Raw genomic sequence first — 21,298 nt, 5'->3', positions numbered from 1 at the left:
CAAAAATTAAAAAGTGAAACAGGGTCACGGTCCCGGGTTCAGCCCGGGCCGGTCAGTTTAAGGGGATCCAGCAGCGCTTCCAGACGCTGGCGATCCAGATCGGTGTGCGCAAGCGCCACCTCAATCACCGGCTGACCGGTGGAAAACGCTTCCTTGGCGATGGCGGCGGCCTTTTCGTAGCCGATCACCGGATTCAGGGCGGTGACCAGAATCGGGTTGCGGCCCACGCCTTCCGCCAGGTGCTCCTGGTTCCAGGTCAGCCCTTCGATGGCCTGGTCGGCCAGATTACGGCAGCTGTTGGCCAGCCAGCGGGTCATATCCAGCAGATTGGTGGCCACCAGCGGCAGCATCACGTTGAGCTGGAAGTTGCCGCTCTGGGCCGCCACGGTGTTGGCCTGGTCCAGCCCCATGACCTGGGCCGCCACCATGGTGGCGGACTCGCAGATTACCGGGTTTACCTTGCCGGGCATGATCGACGACCCGGGCTGGGTGGCCGGCAGCTGCAGCTCCGACAACCCGTGAATCGGCCCGGAATTCATCCAGCGCAGGTCGTTGCTGATTTTCATCAGCACCACCGCCAGGCCGCGCAGGGCGGCGGACAGGTGCAAGGGCGCGTCCACCGCGCTTTGCGCCACCGAAGGATACGGCAAGGCGGTGAAGGGTTCACCGGTGTCGTCCGCCAGGGCGGCGGCGAAGCGGTCGCCGAATTCCGCGTGAGCATTAATGCCGGTGCCCACCGCGGTGCCGCCCTGGGGCAGCGCGTGCAGCTCGTTGCGGGCGCGCGCCAGACGCTCGCTGGCGGCCTGCAGCTGCAGCACCCAGGTGCGCAGTTCCTGCTCCACGGTCACCGGCATGGCGTCCATCAGATGGGTGCGGCCGGTTTTCACCAGGTCTTTCCCCTCCCGGGCGCGCAGGCCCAGGGTGGCGATCAGGTGTTCCAGGTCGGGCAGCAGCTGTTCGCTGACCGCCATCACCGAGGACAGGTGCATGGCGGTGGGAATGGTGTCGTTGCTGCTCTGCCCCAGGTTGACGTGGTCGTTGGGGTGCACGCCGGCGTCGCCGCACAGCCGGGCGATCACCTCGTTGACGTTCATATTGGTGCTGGTGCCGGAACCGGTTTGAAACACGTCCACCGGAAACTGGTCGGTGTGGGCGCCGCCCAGCAGTTCGTCGCAGGCGGCGACGATGGCCCGGCGGCGCTGGTCGTCAAGCAACTCCAGGTCGGCGTTGACGTTGGCGGCGCAGCGCTTCACACGCACCACCGCCTGGATAAAGCGGTCCGGCAGGTGCCGGCCGCTGATCGGAAAGTTGTCCACCGCCCTCTGCGTCTGGGCGCCCCAGAGTGCTTCGGCGGGAACCTCGATCTCTCCCAGGGAATCCTTCTCCAAACGGGTATCGCTCATGACTTCTCCTTGCGGCCCGGTGTCGGCCGGCGACGGGTCTTGGTCGGCACTCAGTATCGGCAACCGGGTGCGACGGGTCCACCTTCGCCGCGGCTTCAGCCCGCCACCGGGCCGCTTTCCACACGATCCCGCCCGGCCTGCTTGGCCTGGTAGAGACGTTTGTCGCCGGTCTCCATAAGCTGTTCCAGGGTGTCGCCGTCGCGGCCCCACAGGGCCACGCCGATGCTGCAGGACAGCGAGACCGTCACCGCCTGATCCCGGTAGGGGGTGTCGCGGATCAAGCGGCGCAGGCTGTCCGCCACCTTGATCGCTTCCTCGAGCCCGGTGTCCGGCAGTAACACGGTGAATTCCTCGCCGCCGACCCGGCACACCAGGTCGGAAGCGCGCAGCCGCCGGCGCAGGATATTGGCCACGTGAATCAGCACCTGGTCACCGACCGCGTGGCCGTGGGTGTCGTTGACCTTCTTGAAGTAATCCAGATCCAGTACCAGCAGGGTCAGGTCGGCGTCGTAGCGCTGCGCCCGGTGCCGCTCCTGCTGGAAGGATTCACGGAAGCGGTACAGATTGGCCAGCCGCGTGAGCGGATCGGTGGAAGCGATCACCATCAGGCCGGCGCGGGCCTTTTCGCTGCCCCGCTCGTAGACGTAGGCGAAGGCCAGCGCCACCGCGCAGGAAATCAGAATATTGGCGAGGCTGGCGAAGTGAAATTCGTACAGCAAACGCGGATGCTTGATCACGAAAATGGCGAAGGCGGTGAGCATGAAGAACACCGCCACCGCGAAACCCAGCCGCAGCCCCAACAACAGATGGGAGATCACCGGAATAATGTAGACCCACAGGAACACCGTCGGTGAGGTGCCGGGCAGGTACATCGCCACCATCATGATGGTCAGAAAGGGAATCAGATAAACCAGCGTCCAGACCCGCAGATTGCGGGTACGGCTGACCACCACATACAGCATCATCGACGCCGCGCCGGTGACCAGCTCGATGGTGGCCAGCAGGTGCAGCCCCCGTTGCGTGTTAATCACGAAGAATAGAGCACCGGACACACCGGTGATGATCAGCAGTGCTTTGAGCAGCGCCCGGCGTTGCCCCTGGGCGCCCTGCACTTCAAGCGTTTCGTTTGTCCCCATTGCGTCATTCGCCCCCCACGAGCATGCGCATCCTGCCTGATCCCCCGACCGGAACCGGGCCGGTGCTGGCATTTAGCCAGTACGCAAGATACCTAAAATACCGTCCGGGTTCATTTACCGATGCAGAAGGAGGAAAAAATACGTCCCAGCAGGTCGTCGGCGGTGAAGGCGCCGGTGATCTCTTCCAGCGCCTGCTGGGCCGCCCGCAGGTCCTCGGCGAGCAGCTCGCCGGCGGCGTGCCGGTGCAGCTGGTCGGCGCCCTTGGCCAGGGCGGCGAGGGCGTCCTGGAGAGCGGTGATATGACGGCGGCGGGCGGAGAAACGGCTTTGCGCCTCGCCTTGGTAGCCGGCGGCGGCTTTGAGATGCCGGCGCAGCGCGTCCATGCCGTCGCCGCTGGCGGCGGACAGAATGAAGGTATCCGGCCGCTCCGGGTGGGGGCCCGGCGGGTCGCCGCTCAGGTCGGCCTTGTTGAGCACCAGGGTCACCGGCAGATCCAGATCGTCCAGCTGCTGCTGGCTCTGCGGCAGCAGCGTGGCCAGATCATCCAGGTTGTCCGGGGTTTCCTGGGCGTCCACCACCACCAGCAAGCGGTCCGCCTTCTTGATTTCGGCGAACGCCCGGCGGATGCCCTCCTGCTCGATCTGGTCGCCGCTTTCCCGCAGGCCGGCGGTGTCGATCAGATTGAGCGGCATGCCGTCCAGCTGGATCGCTTCGCGCAGCACGTCCCGGGTGGTGCCGGCCACCTCGGTGACGATGGCGGCGTCGAAGCCGGCCAGGGCGTTCATCAGCGAGGATTTCCCCGCGTTGGGCCGGCCGGCGATCACCAGGGTCAGGCCCTCCCGGACCAGGCGCCCCTGGCGGGCGCTGGCCAGCACCTCCTCCGCCTGACGGATCAGCCCGCGCAGGTCGTCGGCCACCCCGCCTTCGGAGAGGAAATCGATCTCCTCCTCGGGGAAGTCGATGGCCGCTTCCACATAGATGCGCAACTGAATGAGCTGCTCGACCAGGGTGTTCACTTCCCGGGAGAACGCGCCCTGCAGGGAGTTCAGGGCGGCGCGGGCGGATTCCCGGGTGCCGGCGTCGATCAGATCGGCGATCGCCTCCGCCTGGGTGAGGTCCATCTTGTCGTTGAGGAAGGCCCGCTGGGAGAACTCCCCGGCGCGGGCCTGGCGGGCACCGTGGTGCACGCAGGCGGCCACCAGCATATCCAGGATCACCGGGCCGCCGTGGCCCTGCAGTTCCACCACTTCCTCGCCGGTGAACGAGCCGGGTGCCGGGAACCAGAGCACCAGCCCCTCGTCGATCACCTGGCCTTCCGGATCCTTGAAGGTGCTGAAATGCGCCTTTCTGGGCGAAAGTGAGCGCTCACCAATGAGCAATCTGGCAATGTCGAGCGCGCGATCACCGGACAGACGCAGCACGCCCACGCCTCCCCGGCCCGGGGCGGTGGCGATAGCGACGATGGTGTCGGAGCTGGCTGCGGACATGGCGGGATTATAGGGAGCCCTGGCGGCGGGACGCCAGACAGGGGCAGTGAAAAGAAAAAGCCGGCCTTGCCGGGCCGGCTTGGGTTTCTTCGCCGCGGTGGGTGATCACCCGCCGCGTTCGATCTTGCGGGTGATCAGATACTGCTGGGCGATCGACAACAGGTTGTTGGTCAGCCAGTACAGCACCAGACCCGCCGGGAACCACAGCATGAACACCGAGAAGATCACCGGCATCCATTTCATCACCTGGGCCTGGGTGGGATCCGCCGGTGTCGGGTTGAGGCGGGTCTGCAGGAACATGGACGCGCCCATCAGAATCGGCAGGACAAAGTACGGGTCCATCACCGACAGGTCGTTGATCCACAGGAAGAACGGCGCCTGGCGCAGTTCCACCGATTCCAGCAGCACATAGTAGAGCGAGATGAACACCGGCATCTGCACCAGAATCGGCAGACAGCCGCCCAGGGGGTTGATCTTCTCCCGCTGGAACAGCTTCATAGTTTCCTGCTGCTGCTTCTGCCGGTCGCCCTTGTTCTCTTCCTTGATGCGCTGCATCTCGGGGGCCACTTTGCGCATCTTGGCCATGGACCGGTAGCTGGTGGCGCTGAGCTTGAAGAACAGGGACTTGATCACCAGCGTCAGCAGGATGATCGCCACGCCCCAGTTGCCGACCCCGAAGCCGAGATCCATCTGCAGGCCGAAGATATCCAGCTCGCCGCTCTGCAGGAACACCAACAGGTGGAAGATCGGCTGGGCCAGGAACCACAGCCAGCCGTAGTCCACGGTCATGTTAAAGCCGGGGCTGATCGCTTCCAGGCGATCCTGGATCTTGGGACCGGTGTAGAACTCCGCGTAGAACACCTTTTCCTCGCCGGGCTGAACTTCCGCCGAGGCGGACACGAAGCGCAGCAGGTATTCGTTGCGGTTCTCGCGGTACAGGGTGGAGTAGGTGTAGCGCCCCTGGGCATCGGGAATCCAGGCGGACACGAAATAGTGCTGGAGCATGGCGATCCAGCCGCCCTCCTGGGTGAGCCGCAGCGGCTCGTCCTGCATGTCGTCGAACGGCAACTTGTTGTAGGGCTTGTCCTGGCTCCAGTACGCCGCGCCCAGGTAGGTGGGCATGGGAATGAAGCCCTGGGTGCTTTTGCCCGGGTCTTCGCTGCCGTCCCGTTTGATCTGGCCGTAGAGCGCGCCCTGCCAGGCCTCGCCGCTGTTGTTGCGGACAATATGGCTGACCCGGACCAGGTAGCTGCCGCGCTCAAAGGTATAGCGTTTGATGATCTCCACCCCGCCGCTTTGGCTCAGGGTGAGATCCACGTTGAGTTCTTTCTCGCCGTCCTGCAGGCGGTAGCGGTCCTGCCCGGCCTGCCAGGTGGGGCGGCCTTCGGCGGTGTCGGTGCCGTTCTTGCCGACCAGCCCGCTTTGCGCCACATAGGTCCGGCCGGCGTCGTTCTGCAGCAGAACGAACGGCTGATCCGGGGTGTCCGCGTGGCGCGGGTATTCCGGCAGGGCCACGCGAACGATGTCGCCGCCCAGGGGGTCGATCTCCAGGGCCAGCACATCGGTATTCACTTCAATGCGCTGCTCGGAATCACCGCTCTGGGAGTCCGGGGCCAGCGCCTCGGCCTGCTGCTCGCCGGCGGGTTCCGGCACGGTGCCCTCGGCGCTGTCCGGCTGCGGCAGCGGGTCGCTGTCATTGGCGGGGGCGGTGTCGTCGGCCAGGGTTTGTTCCTGGGCCACCGGCGTGGTCTGCGGGGACATATAGTCCCGTTGCCACGCCTGGATCATCAGGTAGGAAACAACGGCAATACCAGTGATCACTAACGCGCGAGGGATATCCATAATTCGATTGGGTTCTGGCGAGAAAAAGCGGACGGCAGTTTCTCAGTCTTGCCCACGCTTGGCAAGCAGCTTGTCCAGCAGCTCGGACAGGGCCGGTGTCAACGAACGCCCCCCTTCCTTGGGACAAGGGCCCCGCAGGAGCACGATCAGATCCAGGCCGGCCAGCTCATGCTGGCGCAAACGGAACTGTTCGCGGGCACGGCGCTTGATCGCGGCGCGGTCCACGGCGTGGCGTGCTTTACGACGGCCGATCACCAGACCCAGTCGTGCCTGGGGCAGGTCGTTACGGCGGGCAAGAATGAGAAAATAACGGTCGGAGACCCGCCAGTCCGCGGCGTTGAACACGGCCTGGAACTGGGCGCCGTCAAGCAGGCGCTGTTCTCGGGTGAAGCGGAAGGACGGGGTATCGGGCGCTGACACTGGCACCATGGCGAAAACGGAAGACAGCGGTCAGCGCCGGAGGCTGACTCAGGCTGTCAGCCGTTTACGACCTTTGGCGCGACGTGCCGCGACGATTTTGCGGCCATTTTTGGTGGCCATGCGGGCACGGAAACCGTGGTTACGCTTACGCTTGATGTTGCTCGGCTGGAATGTCCGTTTCATGGCGTCATCCCCAAATAGGAAGTCATGGGCTTAAGAGGTCGCGGATAATAGTCGTGCGGGGGCTGGCTGTCAACCGGCCTTTCCGGAGCGGGTCGGGGTGTTACTAAAAGAATTAAATATTTATATGTTTTTAGTAGCAGTGGTAATAGTAAGGGAAGGCCGATTCTGTGGATAAGCGGAAAAAAGCCATATAAAGCAATGGTTTAGCCTGTTGGCAACTGACGTATAACTGTGTGTAAGTCACGGGGACGAACGGGGGACAGTCGGTGGTCAATTGGGGACGGAATTGATCCACCTGGTTATCCCCAGAGTTGTGAGCCCGGGTACGCACAGGGTTACCGCCGTAGTTATCCACAGGAAAAGTGAAAAGAAAAAGGTCCCGGGAGCTGTGGATAATTGGCCGGACGGGGGTATAGAATGCAACGTCTTATTCACCATCGACGGTAAAGGCGGGGATGTGTCCGAGGAGCTTTGGAATCGCTGTTTGACTCGGCTGGAAGACGAACTGCCGTCCCAGCAATTCAACATGTGGATCCGGCCGTTACAGGTGACGGCTTCCGAGGATGGCGGAGAATTGACGCTTTTCGCGCCTAATCGCTTCGTGGTCGACTGGGTTCGCGACAAATACGTGGAACGTATCAGCGAGGTGCTGGGCGAGCTGAAGAGCGGCCCCCTGCCCCAGTTACGGTTGGAAGTGGGCAGCTCCCGGGCCGCCCCGGCACCCCGGCAACCGGAGGCCGGTGCCGCCCGTGGCCGCCCCGCCGACAGCCGCGCGGCGCCGGTGATCGAGCCCCGCGCCAAGGCGGTGTCGCCGGAGCTGGGCGGTGCCGCCAAACACCGCAGCAATCTGAATTCGGGCTTCACCTTTCTGACTTTCGTGGAAGGCAAGTCCAACCGCATGGCCTGCGCGGCGGCTCAGCAGGTGGCGGAGAACCCGGCCAGCCACGGCTATAATCCGCTGCTGCTGTATGGCGGTGTGGGGCTCGGTAAGACCCACCTGATGCATGCGGTGGGCAACGAGCTGATGCGCCGCAACCCCAACGCCAAGGTGGTCTATCTGCACAGTGAGCGGTTCGTGGCGGACATGATCTCGGCGTTGCGGAATAAGACCATCAACGAGTTCAAGCGCTTCTACCGTTCGGTGGACGCCCTGCTGATTGATGATATTCAGTTTTTTGCAGGTAAGGAGCAGTCCCAGGAGGAGTTTTTCCACACCTTTAATGCGTTGTTGGAAAACGGGCAGCAAATCATCCTGACATGCGATAAATTCCCTAAGGAAGTGGACGGCCTTGAGGAACGGCTGAAAAGCCGGTTCGGGTGGGGGCTGTCGCAACCGCTGGAGCCGCCGGAGCTGGAGACGCGGGTCGCGATCCTGAAAAAGAAGGCGGAGGAGGCGCGCGTCGAGCTGCCCAATGACGCGGCGTTCTTTATAGCCCAGCGCATTCGCTCCAACGTGCGCGAGCTGGAAGGCGCGCTGCGCCGCGTGATCGCCCATGTGCGTTTCACCGGGGCGCAGATCGATATCGGCCTGATCAAGGAAGCGCTCAAGGATCTGATCGCCCTGCAGGCCCGTCAGATCAGCATCGACAATATCCAGCGCACGGTGGCGGAGTACTACAAGATCAAGGTGCCGGACCTGCACTCACCGCGGCGGACCCGCTCGGTGGCCAGGCCGCGCCAGGTGGCGATGGCGTTGTCCAAGGAGCTGACCAGCCATAGCCTGCCCGAGATCGGGGAAAGCTTCGGCGGCCGGGACCACACCACGGTATTGCATGCCTGCCGGAAGGTGCTGGAGCTGCGCGAATCCAATCCGGAAATAGAAGAAGATTATCAAAACCTCCTGAGGACCCTGACGTCCTGACGGATCAACTGAAACGGGAAAGCGACATGAAATTCTCCATCAACCGTGAACAACTGCTCAAACCGCTACAGCAAGTTGCCGCGGTGGTCGAAAAACGCCAAACGCTGCCGGTTTTGTCCAATGTGCTCATGGAAGTGGGGGACGGCCAACTTTCCTTGACCGGCACCGACCTGGAACTGGAGCTGGTGGCGCGGTTGCCGCTGGAAGGCGAACACCAGGCCGGTGAAACCACGGTGCCGGCCCGCAAGCTGGTGGACATCGCCAAGAGCCTGCCGGCGGAAGCGGACATCCGCTTCGAGGTGGACGGCGAGAGAATGCTGGTGCGCTCCGGCCGCAGCCGTTTCTCCCTGGCCACTCTGCCCGCGTCCGAGTTTCCCAATCAGGAAGAGGACAACAGCGGTTCGGTGCTGGAGATCGCGCCCCATACCCTGCGTCAGTTGATCGACCATACCGCTTTCTCCATGGCCCAGCAGGACGTCCGCTACTACCTTAACGGCATGCTGTTCGAGTTGCGCTCCGGCATGCTGCGGGCGGTGTCCACCGACGGCCACCGCCTGGCGCTGTGCGACGCGGCCCTGGAAGGCCAGAGCGAGGAAGCCGGCGTGATCCTGCCCCGGAAGGGTGTCATGGAGCTGGCGCGGATCCTGTCCGACGCCGCGGAGAACGCACGCCTCACCCTGGGTCGTAACCACATTCGCATTGTAGCCGGATCGATTACCTTTACCTCCAAACTGGTGGACGGCAAGTTCCCGGAGTACGAACGGGTTATTCCCAAGGACGGCAGCCGGGTGGTGATGGCCGATCGGGAAACGCTGCGCCAGGCGCTGAGCCGGGTGGCGATTCTTTCCAACGAGAAGTATCGCGGTGTGCGGGTGCAGCTTTCCGAAGGCAGCCTGCGTATCGTCGCCAACAACCCGGAGCAGGAAGAAGCGGAAGAGGAAGTGTCCGTGGACTACCAGGGTGGCCCCCTGGAAATCGGCTTCAATGTCAGCTACCTGCTCGACGTCCTCAACACCATGGACGGCACCCAGGCCCGCCTGGAACTGGGCGACAGCAACAGCAGTGCTCTGATCACCGATCCGGAGCACGAGGCGGCCATTTATGTGGTTATGCCGATGCGCCTCTAGGGCGCGCCCCCTGCCAAGCACCGGCGCCTGCTTTCAGCGGGCGCCCACTCTTCCCCGCCTTCTTGCCCTTTCATGCTAGCTGATCTGCGACTCACGGATTTCCGTAACTATCAGCAGGCGGAGCTTTCGCCGGCGCCGGGACTGAATCTGATTGTCGGCGCCAACGGCAGCGGCAAAACCAGTCTGCTGGAAGCCATCTACTTTATCGGCAGTGGCGGTCGCTCCTTTCGCGGCGGCCGGTTGTCCCGGCTGGTCCGCGACGGCGCCGACGCCGCCACCCTGTTCGCCCGCGTGGAGATTGGTGAAAACCATCACCGGCTCGGCATTCGCCGCGCCCCCGGCGGCATCCAGTCGCTGAAGCTCAATGGCGCCACGCCAGGTGCCCTGAGCGATGTGGCCGCCCTGCTTCCTGTGCTGGCGTTGCACCCCCAGTCGGTGGAGTTGATCTTCGGGCCCTCCGCTCTGCGCCGGCGGTTTCTGGACTGGGGAATGTTCCACGTGGAACATTCCTTCCTGCCGGTGTGGAAGGAAGCCAGCGCCGCCCTGAAGCAGCGCAATGCCCTGCTGCGCAGCGGCCGGGTAACCCCCCGGGAGTTGGGCTATTGGGACCAGAAACTGGCGGCCAGTTCTGATAGTATTGAACGGTTACGTGATGGGTATCTGCAGCGGCTGAAAAGCCGCTGGCTGGAAGCGATGGCGTTGCTCGCTCCGGAGATCAAAGGCGGGCTGGTTTTGCAGACCGGGCGCCGGGAGGGCGAATCCTATCTGGACGCCCTGGCCCGCTCCCGCGATGAAGATTTGCGTCGCGGGTTTACCCACACCGGCTTTCACCGTGCCGAGCTCAAGATCACGGCGGGTGGCAGCCTTGCCCGGGACCGGGTGTCCCGAGGCCAGGCCAAGATCATGGCCTACGGCCTGGTGCTGGCCCAGCTTCCCCTGATCCAGGAGGCCGGGAAGGTCTGCACGCTGCTGGTGGATGATCTGGGTTCTGAACTGGATCAGACCCACCGGGCCACGTTGCTGGGGTTTCTGGCGGCGGGATCACACCAAACATTGATAACGGCGGTGGACAGGGAGCACCTGGACCCCGCTATTGATGAGCATAAGGGCGCTGCGGCCCGAATGTTCCACGTGGAACATGGCCGTGTTCAGCGGATATCGGACGATCCATAAGGTAAAGACATGGCGGAACAAAACTACGATTCATCCAGCATTAAGGTGCTGAAGGGTCTGGACGCCGTTCGCAAACGTCCCGGCATGTACATCGGTGATACGGATGACGGCACCGGTTTGCATCACATGGTTTTCGAGGTGGTCGATAACTCCATCGACGAATCCCTGGCCGGGCACTGTTCCGAGATCCGGGTGGTCATCCATCCGGATGAATCCATCTCCGTATCGGACAACGGCCGCGGCATCCCCGTGGACATGCACACCGAAGAGGGTGTCAGCGCCGCTCAGGTGATCATGACGGTGCTGCACGCCGGCGGTAAGTTCGACGACAACTCCTACAAGGTCTCCGGGGGGCTGCACGGCGTGGGCGTTTCCGTGGTCAACGCCCTGTCCGAATCCCTGAAGCTGACCATCCGTCGCCACGGCAACGTGTATGAGCAGAGTTACCGCCACGGCGTGCCGGAAAAGCCGCTGGATACGGTGGGCACCACGGACAGCACCGGCACCGCGATTCACTTCCGGCCGTCGTCCGAGACCTTTACCAATATCGAATTCCACTACGACATCCTGGCGAAGCGACTGCGCGAGCTGAGCTTCCTGAACTCCGGCGTGCGTATCCACCTGAAGGACGAGCGCACCGGCGACGAGGACATCTTTGAGTACGAAGGCGGTCTCAGTGCCTTCGTCACCTACCTCAACCGGAGCAAGACCGCGCTCAATGAGGTATTCCACTTCCAGTTCGACCGGGAAGACGGCATCGCCGTGGAAGTGGCCATGCAGTGGAATGACTCCTACCAGGAGAATATTTTCTGCTTCACCAACAACATTCCCCAGCGCGACGGCGGTGCCCACCTGGCGGGCTTCCGTGCCGCGCTGACCCGTTCGCTGAATAACTACATGGACCGGGAAGGCTTCCTCAAGCGGGAAAAAGCCAACCCCACCGGCGACGACGCCCGCGAAGGCCTGACGGCGGTGATTTCGGTGAAGGTGCCGGATCCCAAGTTCTCCAGCCAGACCAAGGACAAGCTGGTCTCCTCCGAGGTGAAGACCGCCGTTGAGCAGACCATGTCCGAGAAATTTCAGGATTACCTGCTGGAGCATCCCCAGGAAGCCAAGCAGATCGTGCAGAAAATCATCGACGCGGCCCGGGCCCGGGACGCCGCCCGCAAGGCCCGCGACATGACCCGCCGCAAGGGCGCCCTGGATATCGCCGGCCTGCCCGGCAAGCTGGCGGACTGCCAGGAAAAAGACCCGGCGCTCTCCGAGCTCTACATCGTGGAGGGTGATTCCGCGGGCGGCTCCGCCAAGCAGGGCCGCGACCGGAAGTACCAGGCGATCCTGCCGTTGAAGGGTAAGATTCTCAACGTGGAGAAAGCCCGCTTCGACAAGATGCTTTCCTCGCAAGAGGTAGGCACTTTGATTACCGCACTGGGCTGCGGGATCGGCCGTGATGAATACAACGTGGAAAAACTGCGCTACCACCGCATCATCATCATGACCGACGCGGACGTGGACGGCTCCCACATCCGCACCCTGCTGCTCACCTTCTTTTTCCGGCAGATGCCGGAGCTGATCGCCCGCGGCCATGTGTATATCGCCCAGCCGCCGCTCTACAAGGTCAAGAAGGGCAAGCAGGAAACCTACATCAAGGATGACCCGGCTCTGGAGGACTACCTCACCAACCTGGCGCTGGAGAAGGCCGCCCTCTACCCGGGCAACGACGCCCCGCCGGTGAGCGGTGAGCCCCTGGGCAACCTGATCGGCGAATACCGCCAGGTGATGCGCATCGTCGACCGTCAGTCCCGGGTGTTCCCGGCGCTGGTGCTCGAGCAGATGATCTACATGCCGTCCGTGGACGAGAGCAAGCTCACCGACGAAGCCTTCATGAAGCAGTGGTGCGCCGATCTGGGCGCCCGCGTGGACGCCCTCACCGACGGTAGCCAGACGTTCACGGTGAGCCCGGAGCTGGACACCGAGAGAGGCCTCTATTTGCCCCATGTGAAGGTGATCGCCCACGGGGTGCCCCGGGAGTACCGGGTGTCACTGGACTTCCTGCAATCGCCGGATTACGGGCGCATCAAGCACCTGGGCGAGACGCTCGAGGGGCTGCTGGCCAGTGACGCGGCCGTGGAGCGCGGTGAAACCCGCAAACCGATCCGCCACTTCGCCGAGGCCCTGGCCTGGTTGATGCAACAGGCCCGCCGCGGCACCAGTGTGCAGCGCTATAAGGGTCTGGGGGAGATGAACGCCGACCAGCTGTGGGAAACCACCATGGATCCGGAGTCCCGTCGGATGCTGCAGGTAACGGTGGAGGACGCGATTGCCGCGGATCAGATCTTCACCACCCTGATGGGCGACGACGTGGACCCGCGCCGCAAGTTCATTGAGTCCAATGCGCTGCAGGTGTCCAATCTGGATATCTAGAAAAAACAGAAGGGAGCAACCGGGCGGGCGCCCGGTTGCCTGGCTCTCAAACCGGCGGGGTTAAACCGCGAAATCTTCCAGCTTGGCGCCGTTTTCCAGGGCTTCGCGCAGCCACACCGGGCGCTTGCCACGGCCGGTCCAGGTTTGCGAGCTGTCGTTCGGGTTGCGGTATTTCACCTTGGCGGGCTTGCGAACGCCTGCTTTCTTCTTGCGGGCGGTGGTTTTGCGAGCCGCCTTCTTCTGCCGGCTGGCTTTTTCCTGCAGCAGGTCATCCACGGAAACGCCGAGATCCTTGGCGATCTTGGAAATTTCCGCCTGGGCGCTTTTCACCGCGTCGAGACGTTTCTTCTCGAGCTTTTTCTCAGCCTGCTTGATCAGTTTTTCCAGTTCCGCGACAGAAAGATCGTCAAGATTGATAGTCATTTTCGGTGGTCCTTAATAGATAGGGTCGGCCTTGTGCGGGAAACTGTAGTTATTATTAGAAAAAAACGCAATTACGCTTTCGGGGTTTTGGCCGGTTCACCGGGATAATGTTCAAAAATCCATTGTTCCGCCAGCCGGGTAACGGTTTTTGCGTCTTTATCCTCGGTATTAATGGGCGGGCTGATACGCAAAATAATTTCACCGGGCAAGCGCAGCCAGGAACGGGCCGGCCAGCAATCGCCGCTGTTATGACTGATCGCCACCACCGGCACCTTGTTACGGCAGGCGAGTAACGAACCGCCGTGATTAAAATGGCCCAAAGTACCGGGTTTCTGTCGGGAGCCTTCCGGATAAATCACCACCGGAATGCCGTCCTTAAGACGCTCGGCGCCCTGCTCCAAAACCGCTTTCAGTGCCGCCCTGCCCTTGCCGCGATCAATGCGAATCGGATTAAGCAGCGCCAGGCCCCAGCCGAAAAACGGCAGCCACAGCAGTTCCCGTTTCAGCACCGTGGCCTGGGGCGAGATCAATAATTGCAGATAAAAGGTTTCCCAACTGCTCTGGTGGTTGGCGATTATCACCATCGGCCCGTCCTGCAAATGCTCGCGGCCCTCCACCCGGATACGCACGCCGTTGAGACGGCCGAGCAGCCACATGGCGAAGCGGGTCCAGATATTCACAAAACGGTAACGTTGATCGCGGGGGAGAAACCAGCCAATCAGCAGGCAGTTGAGACCATGGACAATGCCCACCGCGTTGTAGATAACGAAAAACAGCACACTGCGAATGCGGATGCCCCAACTGGGCGGGCCACCGGCGGGTTCTTTCATGAAGGGTCCTTGAGAAACTGATCGACGAACCCGGCCAGGGAATCGTAAACATCCACCGGGCCCAGGGTTTCCGGCAAGCCTTTGTCGAGGGTGCGCCGGCCCTTGCCGGTCAGCACCAGCACCGGGCGGCAGCCGCGCGCGACGCCGGCTTCCAGGTCCCTCAGACTATCACCAACCATGGGGACACCGGTGACATCGCCATACTCGGCAACAATTTGGTCGATCAGTCCCGGCAACGGTTTGCGGCAGGCGCAGCCGTCGTCCGGGCCGTGGGGACAGAAAAACACGCCGGAAAGCCGGGCCCCGGCGCCCTCCAGGTGGGCCGCCATGGTGCGGTGAATGGCGTCCAGGCCGGCCTGATCGAAATAGCCCCGTGCCAGCCCGGACTGGTTGGTGGCCACCACCACGCGGTAACCGGCGTGATTAAGCCGGGCGATGGCGGCCGCGCTGCCGGGCAGCGGGCGCCACTCCTCGGGGGTTTTGATGTAGGCGTCGGAGTCTTCGTTAATCACCCCGTCGCGGTCGAGAATAACCAGTTTGGATGCGTTCATGGGCGGCAGTATATCAGGCCCGGGCACCGTATCAGGCCATGGTATCGACGATTCCGCCTTCCACCCGCAAGGCCGCCCCGGTGGTGGCGGACGCCTGGGGCGAGGCCGCGTACACCGACATATTGGCCACCTCTTCCACTTCGGCCACGCGCTGGATGATCGAGCTGGGGCGCGCTTCCTGGATAAACTGCTTCTCCATCTCCTGCTCGGACAGGCCGCGCTGCTCCGCCATGCTCTTCAGCATCTTGCGCACGCCCTCGGAGCGGGTCGGCCCGGGCAGGATGGCGTTCACCGTGACACCGGTACCGGCCAGCACCTTGGCCAGGCCCCGGGAAATGGACTGCACGGCGGTTTTGGTCATGCCGTAGTGGACCATTTCGGTGGGAATATTCAGCGCCGATTCGCTGGACAGGAACTGAATGCGGCCCCAACCCCGGTCGCGCATGCCCCGGGCATAGTGGCGGGACAGCCGCACCGCGCTCATCACGTTGATCTGGAAGAACCGCTCCCAGTCGTCGTCGTCGATATCGAAGAAGGCCTTTGGCTCGAAGATGCCCACGTTATTGACCAGGATATCCGCGTCCGGATGGGCGTCGATCAGTGCCTGGCAGCCGTCGGCTCGCCCCAGATCGGCGGCGATGCCGGCGATGCCGTCGCTCTTGGTGTCCTGCTTGAGAGCGTCGATCGCCTGGTCCACCCGTTCCTGGGTGCGGCCGGTGATCACCACGTCCGCGCCGGCCAGGGCCAGGCCCCGGGCGATACCGAAACCAATACCGGCGGTGGAGCCGGAAACGATCGCTTTCTTGCCTGAGAGGTCAATGCGCATGGGGACTCCTTCGAGTTAAGCGGAATTACCCTATGCAGTGGCGCCGAGGTGAGAACTTCTCAAGGGCCAAGCCCCACAAATCTTGCTTCGTAGACGCCCATTGCGGTGTGCTCCCAATGGAGGTTCGATCTCGGTGCCGGTGTCCAGGACTGTGTGAGGCAGGGAGCCGAACACAAGCCTCCAGGGATGGATTCACGGCGGGTCCTGGACACCGGCACCGAGAGCGAACCGCGCTACGAAGCCGCTAAATGGGTAGAACGCTCCTATTCCTGCAGCAGACTGATGTCGGCCACGTCGAGGAACAGGTCACGCAGGAAGGTGAGCAGCGCCAGGCGGTTGTCGCGCACCGCCGGGTCCTCGGCCATCACCATCACCTGGTCGAAGAAGGCGTCCACCGGCTCGCGCAGTTCGGCGAGCAGTGCCAGCACCGCTTCGTAGTTGCCCTCTTCCAGCAACGGCTCGGAGCGGGCGTAGGCGTCCACCACCATGTCGGTGAGGGTCTGCTCCGCCTCTTCCTCCAGCAGGGCACCGTCGATCTCTTCCGGCGGCGCCTTGTCGAGCTTGGCGAGGATGTTGGAGACGCGCTTGTTGGCGGCCGCCAGGGCCTGGGCTTCGTCGCGGTTCTGGAACGCCGCCACCGCCCGCACCCGGCGGTCGAAATCCAGCGGCCGGCGGCAGGCTTCGTCGAGGGCCAGCACCGACAGGATCACCGGCGTGGCGAAGCCCTGCTCCTGGTACATGGCGCGGTAGCGGCCTTTGACGAAGTCGAAGGCCTCGTCCACCAGGTCGGCGTCGATACGCTGGCCGAGGGCCACCGCCGCCTGGTCGAGCAGGTCGCGCAGGTCCAGCGGCAGCTGGTTGTCGATGATGATGCGCAGGATGCCCAGGGTGGCGCGGCGCAGTGCGTAGGGGTCCTTGGTGCCGGAGGGCTTCTGGCCGATGCCGAAGATGCCCACCAGGGTGTCGATCTTGTCCGCCAGGGACACCGCCTGGCCGGTTTTGGTACGCGGCAGTCCGTCGCCGGCGAAGCGCGGCAAATACTGCTCGTGCAGCGCCTGGGCCAGCTCTTCGGGCAGGCCCTCGTTGCGGGCCAGGTAATAGCCCATCACGCCCTGCATGGTGTCAAACTCGTACACCATCTCGCTGTTCAGATCCGCCTTGCTGAGCGCGCCGGCGCGCCGCGCCAGGTTGGCGTCACCGCCGATGCGGTCGGCGATCTCGCCGGCCAGCCAGCCGATGCGGTCGCACTTGTCCGCCAGGGTGCCCAGCTTCTGCTGGAACACCACCTGGGCGAGGCCCTGGGCATGCTGTTCCAGGGGTTTGCGGCAGTCGTTGTCGTAGAAGAAGGCGGCGTCGGCCAGGCGCGGGCGGATCACCTTCTCGTTGCCGGCGATCACCTTCTGCGGATCGCGGGATTCGATATTACTGATGGTGATGAAATGCGGGGTCAGCTTGCCGTTGGCGTCGAGCACCGGGAAATACTTCTGGTGCTCTTCCATGGCGGTGATCAAGGCTTCCTGGGGCACGCGCAGGAAGTCGTCGTCGAACCGGCCGGCCAGGGCCACCGGCCACTCCACCAGGGCGGTGACCTCGTCGAGCAGATCCTCATCCAGATGGGCCCGGCCACCGGCGTCGCGGCCGGCCTGCTCGGCCTGCTGGCGAATCATTTCCCGACGGCGCGGGAAGTCGGCGATCACCTTGCCGTCCTGCTCCAGGCGGGTGGCGTAGTCGCCCGCTTCGCTCAACTCGATGGCGTCCGGCGCGTGGAAGCGGTGGCCCCGGGAGGTGCGTCCGGCGCGCTGATCGAGCAGCTCGAAATCAATCACGTCGCTACCGTACAGCGCCACCAGCCAGTGCACCGGGCGCACGAACTGCACCTTGCGGCGCCCCCAGCGCATGCGTTTGGGAATCGGCAGCTTGTTGACCGCCTGGGCGAGAAAGTCCGGCACCAGCTCCACGGTGGGTCGGCCGGCTTCGGTGAGCTGGGCGAACAGCCGCTCGCCCTTGTCGGTGTCGCGGCGGTCCAACTGGTCCACGCTCAGGCCCACGGAGGCGGCGAAGCCTTCGGCGGCCTTGGTGGGTTTGCCGTCGGCGTCGTAGGCGGCCTGCAGGGCCGGGCCCAGGCGTTCCACCTGGCGATCCGCCTGCTTGTCGGCCAGATCGCGCACCAGCACCGCCAGACGGCGCGGCGCGGCGAAGCTTTCCACCGCCCCGTGCGCCAGGCCGGCGTCGTCCAGCTGGCGCACCAGTTCCTCGGTGAGGGCGGCGCTCAGATCCGGCAGAGCCTTGGGGGGCAGCTCTTCGGTACCCAGTTCAATCAACAAATCCCGCTTGGCCATATCGTTCGCCATGATTACTTGCCCCCTTTCTGTTTCTTGGCGGCTTTATCGTCCTGTTGCTGCAGCTGCGCCTCCACTTCCTGGCGGATGTCGTCGGCGGCCATCGGAAAGCCCAGCGCGCGGCGGGCGTCGAAATAGGCCTGGGCCACGGCCCGGGCCAGGGTGCGCACGCGCAGAATGAAGCGCTGCCGCTCGGTGACCGAAATCGCCTTGCGGGCGTCCAGCAGATTGAAAGTGTGGGAGGCCTTGAGCACGTACTCGTAGGCGGGCAGCGGCAGCCCGGCCTCGATCAGCTTGCCGGATTCCGCCTCGAACAGGTCGAACTGGTTGAACAGCGCTTCCACGTTGGCGTGTTCGAAGTTGAAGGTGGACATCTCCACCTCGTTCTGCAGGAAGACGTCGCCGTAGGTGACCTTGCCGAAGGGGCCGTCGGACCACACCAGGTCGTACACCGAGTCCACGTTCTGCAGGTACATGGCGAGCCGTTCCAGGCCGTAGGTGATCTCGCCGGTGACCGGGTAGCAGTCGATGCCGCCGACCTGCTGGAAGTAGGTGAACTGGGTCACCTCCATGCCGTCCAGCCAGATTTCCCAGCCCAGGCCCCAGGCGCCCAGGGTGGGCGATTCCCAGTTGTCTTCCACGAAGCGGATGTCATGGGTGAGCGGATCGAAACCGAGGCGGCGCAGGGAATCCAGATACAGCTCCTGGATGTTGTCCGGCGACGGCTTGAGCACCACCTGGAACTGGTAGTAATGCTGCAGCCGGTTGGGGTTCTCGCCGTAGCGGCCGTCGGTGGGCCGCCGGGACGGCTGCACGTAGGCGCTGTTCCAGTTTTCCGGGCCGATCGCGCGCAGGAAGGTGCTGGGGTGGAAGGTGCCGGCCCCCACTTCCATATCCAGGGGCTGGACGATCACGCAGCCCTGCTCCGCCCAGTACTGTTGCAGGGCCAGAATCAGGCCCTGGAAGGTGCTTGTATCCGCTTGCGGTTGATCCGCCATGGTGGTTCCCGTTCTTCCAAGCTCTGTGAAAATAAAGGGGCAAGTATAGCGTCCCCCAGGGGCCGGTGATACCGTGCTACCCACCGATACGCCTGGAAACACGGGGGTTTGACCATGGAGCGTTGTCCCTGGTGCGGCACGGATCCGCTCTACGTGGCCTACCACGACCAAGAGTGGGGCGTGCCCGAGCACGACGACCGCCGTCTGTTTGAGTTCCTGATTCTCGAGGGCGCCCAGGCGGGTCTGAGCTGGATCACCGTGTTGCGAAAGCGGGAAAACTACCGCAAGGCGATGGACGGCTTCGACCCGGAGAAAATCGCCCGCTACGACGACGCCAAAATCGCCGCCCTGCTCCAGGACAGCGGCCTGATCCGCAACCGCCTGAAAATGGGCGCCGCGGTGGGCAACGCCCGCGCCTATCTCGACCTGCGCGACGCCGGCACCAGCCTGGACAGTTTCGTCTGGGATTTCGTCGACGGCGAGCCGCGCATCAACCGCTTCCGCTCCCTCTCCGAGGTGCCGGCGGTGACCCCCGAAGCCGAGGCGCTCAGCAAGGCGCTCAAGAAACAGGGCTTCCGTTTCGTCGGCCCGACCATCATGTACGCCTTCATGCAGGCCGCCGGCCTGGTCAACGATCATCTGGTCAGCTGCCCCCGGCACCGCCAGCTGGCTTGACCCCGGTCACAGCCTCAACCCACTTTTACAAACGGCGCCCGAAGCTGGTACGGCACTTGCTTTGTCATAGAGGGCAGCGGAGGAACGGAGGCCCCATGAAACCACTATTGATTCTGCAAACCGGTAGCACCTACCCCGCCCTGCAACGGCATTACGGCGATTTCCCCGACTGGATCCGGCAGGGTCTCGGTGACCAGGCACCGGTGACCGTGGTGGACGCCCGTGACGGCCAGCCCCTGCCGGGCGCGGCGGGCTTCAGCGGCGTGGTGATCACCGGTTCCCATCACATGGTCACGGACGAAGCCGGCTGGATGCGACACCTGATGCACTGGCTGGAAGCCACCCTGCAACTGGCCGAGGCACCGCCGCTGCTGGGCATCTGCTTCGGGCACCAGCTTCTCGCCCACACCCTGGGCGGCGAAGTGGGTGATCACCCCCAGGGCATGGAAGTGGGGACCGTGGCGTTGCGCACCACCAGCGCGGCCCGCGGCGACCCCTTGCTGGCGGCGTTCTGCGATCAGCCCTGGGCGCAGATGATGCACCGCCAATCGGTGCTCACCGCGCCCGCCGGCGTCGAGGTGCTGGCCAGCAACGGGCACGGGAGCTGCCAGGCGTTCCGCTACGGTCACGGCGCCTGGGGCTGCCAGTTCCATCCGGAATTCAGCGCCGATGTGACGCGGGCCTATCTGCAGGCGATGCGCGGGCAGCAGCTCAGCGACCAACAGGTGGACGACCTGCTGCCCAGCGTCCGCGAGTGCCCCCAGGCCGGTGCGGTGCTGGCGCATTTCGCCAACCAGGCGGTGCCGGCGGCGGCGTAGCGGTTCAGAGGCGCCTTAGTCCTGGCCGCCGAACACCGCGCCGATCAGCGCGCTGCCCCGGCTCACCGGATCCTGCCGGATCAGGGCTTCCTGGGTGCCGATCTCCGTGTACAGCCGCTCCAGGCTGGTGTCGATCACGTAGTTTTCCAGATTCAGGTCCGGTTTGTCGGCCATCGGCAGGCGGTTATAGGCGTTCAGCAACGTCCGGTACTGGTCGTAGAAGCCGGTTTCCCGAAGGCTGCTTTCGATGATCGGCCGGTACCGCTCGGTGAGGCTGGCTTCGGTGCGGCCGCGAAAGTAATCGGTGGCGGCGGTGTCGCCGCCGCGCACGATGCCCAGGGCGTCGGTCACCGTCATCCCCTGGATCGCGTTCTTGAACACCGGCGCGGCTTCCGCGGCGGCGTTTTCGGCGCCCCGGTTCATGGCGTCGCGGACCTGGTCCACGTAGCGCCCCAGGCCGATACGCTCGAGATTGCCGGCCACCGATTCCACCCTGGCGGGCAGGGGCAGGTCGAAGGCGCCGCTGCTGGACAGTTTGCTGGTGGCCCGGTCCGAGCTGATCGACAGCGTCTCCTTGATCGCCCCGGCCAGGCGGCTGTCGGTGTCGTAGCCGGCGGCTTTGGCGGCCTGGTTGCCCTGCTCGATCCACGGCGCCAGGGCGTCCATGTTCTGGCAGGCGGTGAGTGTGAACAGCGCCGCGCCGGCGAGTAGAACCCGTTTCATAGCTTTCCTTCCCTTTCGATGAATTGGTGTAGCATGCCCGCTGGACCGCGCCGCTAGAA

At 63.9% G+C, this 21,298-nt stretch carries 19 protein-coding genes; 6 read left to right on the top strand and 13 right to left on the bottom strand.

The genetic code is table 11. The annotated features are described in order from the left end of the window. Positions 1-38 precede the first annotated feature (38 nt). The 6 genes from ISO4_RS04395 to rpmH all read right to left on the bottom strand — a co-directional run bounded on the left by ISO4_RS04395 (position 39) and on the right by rpmH (position 6,471). Complete coding sequence (locus ISO4_RS04395) at positions 39-1,403, bottom strand: class II fumarate hydratase (RefSeq protein ID WP_194855294.1); 1,365 nt, start codon at positions 1,401-1,403, stop codon at positions 39-41. Positions 1,404-1,498: 95 nt separating this feature from the next. Then, positions 1,499-2,539, bottom strand: a complete 1,041-nt coding sequence (locus ISO4_RS04390) for a GGDEF domain-containing protein (RefSeq protein ID WP_194855293.1) — start codon at positions 2,537-2,539, stop codon at positions 1,499-1,501. A 110-nt stretch (positions 2,540-2,649) separates the two neighbouring features. Then, positions 2,650-4,026 (bottom strand): tRNA uridine-5-carboxymethylaminomethyl(34) synthesis GTPase MnmE, encoded by a 1,377-nt coding sequence (gene mnmE / locus ISO4_RS04385; RefSeq protein WP_194855292.1) that lies wholly within the window; start codon positions 4,024-4,026, stop codon positions 2,650-2,652. 105 nt (positions 4,027-4,131) lie between these two features. Continuing rightward, positions 4,132-5,868: a membrane protein insertase YidC gene (yidC, locus tag ISO4_RS04380; RefSeq protein WP_194855291.1), complete on the bottom strand. Its 1,737-nt coding sequence runs from the start codon at positions 5,866-5,868 to the stop codon at positions 4,132-4,134. Between the two features lie 42 nt (positions 5,869-5,910). Beyond that, positions 5,911-6,297: a ribonuclease P protein component gene (rnpA, locus tag ISO4_RS04375; RefSeq protein WP_194855290.1), complete on the bottom strand. Its 387-nt coding sequence runs from the start codon at positions 6,295-6,297 to the stop codon at positions 5,911-5,913. Between the two features lie 39 nt (positions 6,298-6,336). Next, the gene (gene rpmH / locus ISO4_RS04370) at positions 6,337-6,471 is read right to left on the bottom strand and encodes a 50S ribosomal protein L34 (RefSeq protein WP_083209650.1); all 135 of its coding nucleotides are present in this window, start codon (positions 6,469-6,471) and stop codon (positions 6,337-6,339) included. Between the two features lie 457 nt (positions 6,472-6,928). Here rpmH and dnaA point away from each other — a divergent pair, with 457 nt between their 5' ends. From dnaA to gyrB, 4 genes are all read left to right on the top strand, one after another. Continuing rightward, on the top strand, positions 6,929-8,332 hold the full coding sequence (dnaA, locus tag ISO4_RS04365; protein WP_142947962.1) for a chromosomal replication initiator protein DnaA: 1,404 nt from the start codon (positions 6,929-6,931) through the stop codon (positions 8,330-8,332). A 26-nt stretch (positions 8,333-8,358) separates the two neighbouring features. Continuing rightward, positions 8,359-9,459, top strand: coding sequence for a DNA polymerase III subunit beta (gene dnaN, locus ISO4_RS04360; protein ID WP_142947961.1), 1,101 nt, complete (start codon positions 8,359-8,361; stop codon positions 9,457-9,459). 72 nt (positions 9,460-9,531) lie between these two features. Further along, complete coding sequence (recF, locus tag ISO4_RS04355) at positions 9,532-10,632, top strand: DNA replication/repair protein RecF (RefSeq protein ID WP_194855289.1); 1,101 nt, start codon at positions 9,532-9,534, stop codon at positions 10,630-10,632. Between the two features lie 9 nt (positions 10,633-10,641). Further along, a complete protein-coding gene (gyrB, locus tag ISO4_RS04350; RefSeq protein ID WP_142947959.1) occupies positions 10,642-13,056 on the top strand; it encodes a DNA topoisomerase (ATP-hydrolyzing) subunit B in 2,415 nt (804 codons plus the stop codon). Between the two features lie 60 nt (positions 13,057-13,116). Here the strand turns inward: gyrB and ISO4_RS04345 are convergent, their stop codons facing one another. The 6 genes from ISO4_RS04345 to glyQ all read right to left on the bottom strand — a co-directional run bounded on the left by ISO4_RS04345 (position 13,117) and on the right by glyQ (position 19,023). Beyond that, positions 13,117-13,479: an H-NS histone family protein gene (locus ISO4_RS04345; RefSeq protein ID WP_142947958.1), complete on the bottom strand. Its 363-nt coding sequence runs from the start codon at positions 13,477-13,479 to the stop codon at positions 13,117-13,119. Positions 13,480-13,550: 71 nt separating this feature from the next. Further along, complete coding sequence (locus tag ISO4_RS04340; protein WP_142947957.1) at positions 13,551-14,309, bottom strand: lysophospholipid acyltransferase family protein; 759 nt, start codon at positions 14,307-14,309, stop codon at positions 13,551-13,553. After that, the gene (gene gmhB, locus ISO4_RS04335) at positions 14,306-14,860 is read right to left on the bottom strand and encodes a D-glycero-beta-D-manno-heptose 1,7-bisphosphate 7-phosphatase (protein WP_142947956.1); all 555 of its coding nucleotides are present in this window, start codon (positions 14,858-14,860) and stop codon (positions 14,306-14,308) included. The genes ISO4_RS04340 and gmhB overlap by 4 nt, the downstream gene beginning before the upstream one ends. 31 nt (positions 14,861-14,891) lie before the next feature. Continuing rightward, positions 14,892-15,686, bottom strand: coding sequence for an SDR family NAD(P)-dependent oxidoreductase (locus ISO4_RS04330; protein ID WP_194855288.1), 795 nt, complete (start codon positions 15,684-15,686; stop codon positions 14,892-14,894). A 263-nt stretch (positions 15,687-15,949) separates the two neighbouring features. Next, a complete protein-coding gene (gene glyS, locus ISO4_RS04325) occupies positions 15,950-18,037 on the bottom strand; it encodes a glycine--tRNA ligase subunit beta (RefSeq protein ID WP_228547912.1) in 2,088 nt (695 codons plus the stop codon). A gap of 2 nt (positions 18,038-18,039) precedes the next feature. Continuing rightward, positions 18,040-19,023 (bottom strand): glycine--tRNA ligase subunit alpha, encoded by a 984-nt coding sequence (gene glyQ, locus ISO4_RS04320; RefSeq protein WP_142947954.1) that lies wholly within the window; start codon positions 19,021-19,023, stop codon positions 18,040-18,042. A 114-nt stretch (positions 19,024-19,137) separates the two neighbouring features. Here glyQ and ISO4_RS04315 point away from each other — a divergent pair, with 114 nt between their 5' ends. Both ISO4_RS04315 and ISO4_RS04310 read left to right on the top strand, forming a co-directional pair. Further along, complete coding sequence (locus ISO4_RS04315) at positions 19,138-19,698, top strand: DNA-3-methyladenine glycosylase I (RefSeq protein WP_194855287.1); 561 nt, start codon at positions 19,138-19,140, stop codon at positions 19,696-19,698. Positions 19,699-19,793: 95 nt separating this feature from the next. After that, positions 19,794-20,516 (top strand): glutamine amidotransferase, encoded by a 723-nt coding sequence (locus ISO4_RS04310; RefSeq protein ID WP_194855286.1) that lies wholly within the window; start codon positions 19,794-19,796, stop codon positions 20,514-20,516. A gap of 15 nt (positions 20,517-20,531) precedes the next feature. On the opposite strand, the gene ISO4_RS04305 is transcribed toward ISO4_RS04310, so the two are convergent. After that, positions 20,532-21,239 carry a DUF4197 domain-containing protein gene (locus ISO4_RS04305; RefSeq protein WP_194855285.1) on the bottom strand — a complete coding sequence of 236 codons (708 nt, stop codon included), beginning with the start codon at positions 21,237-21,239 and terminating at the stop codon, positions 20,532-20,534. Positions 21,240-21,298 lie beyond the last annotated feature (59 nt).

This window comes from Alloalcanivorax venustensis ISO4 (assembly GCF_015356855.1).
GTDB classification, from domain to species: Bacteria; Pseudomonadota; Gammaproteobacteria; order Pseudomonadales; family Alcanivoracaceae; genus Alloalcanivorax; species Alloalcanivorax venustensis.
Note: the sequence above shows the minus strand (reverse complement) of the source record. Positions and strands in the feature narration are given on the sequence as shown.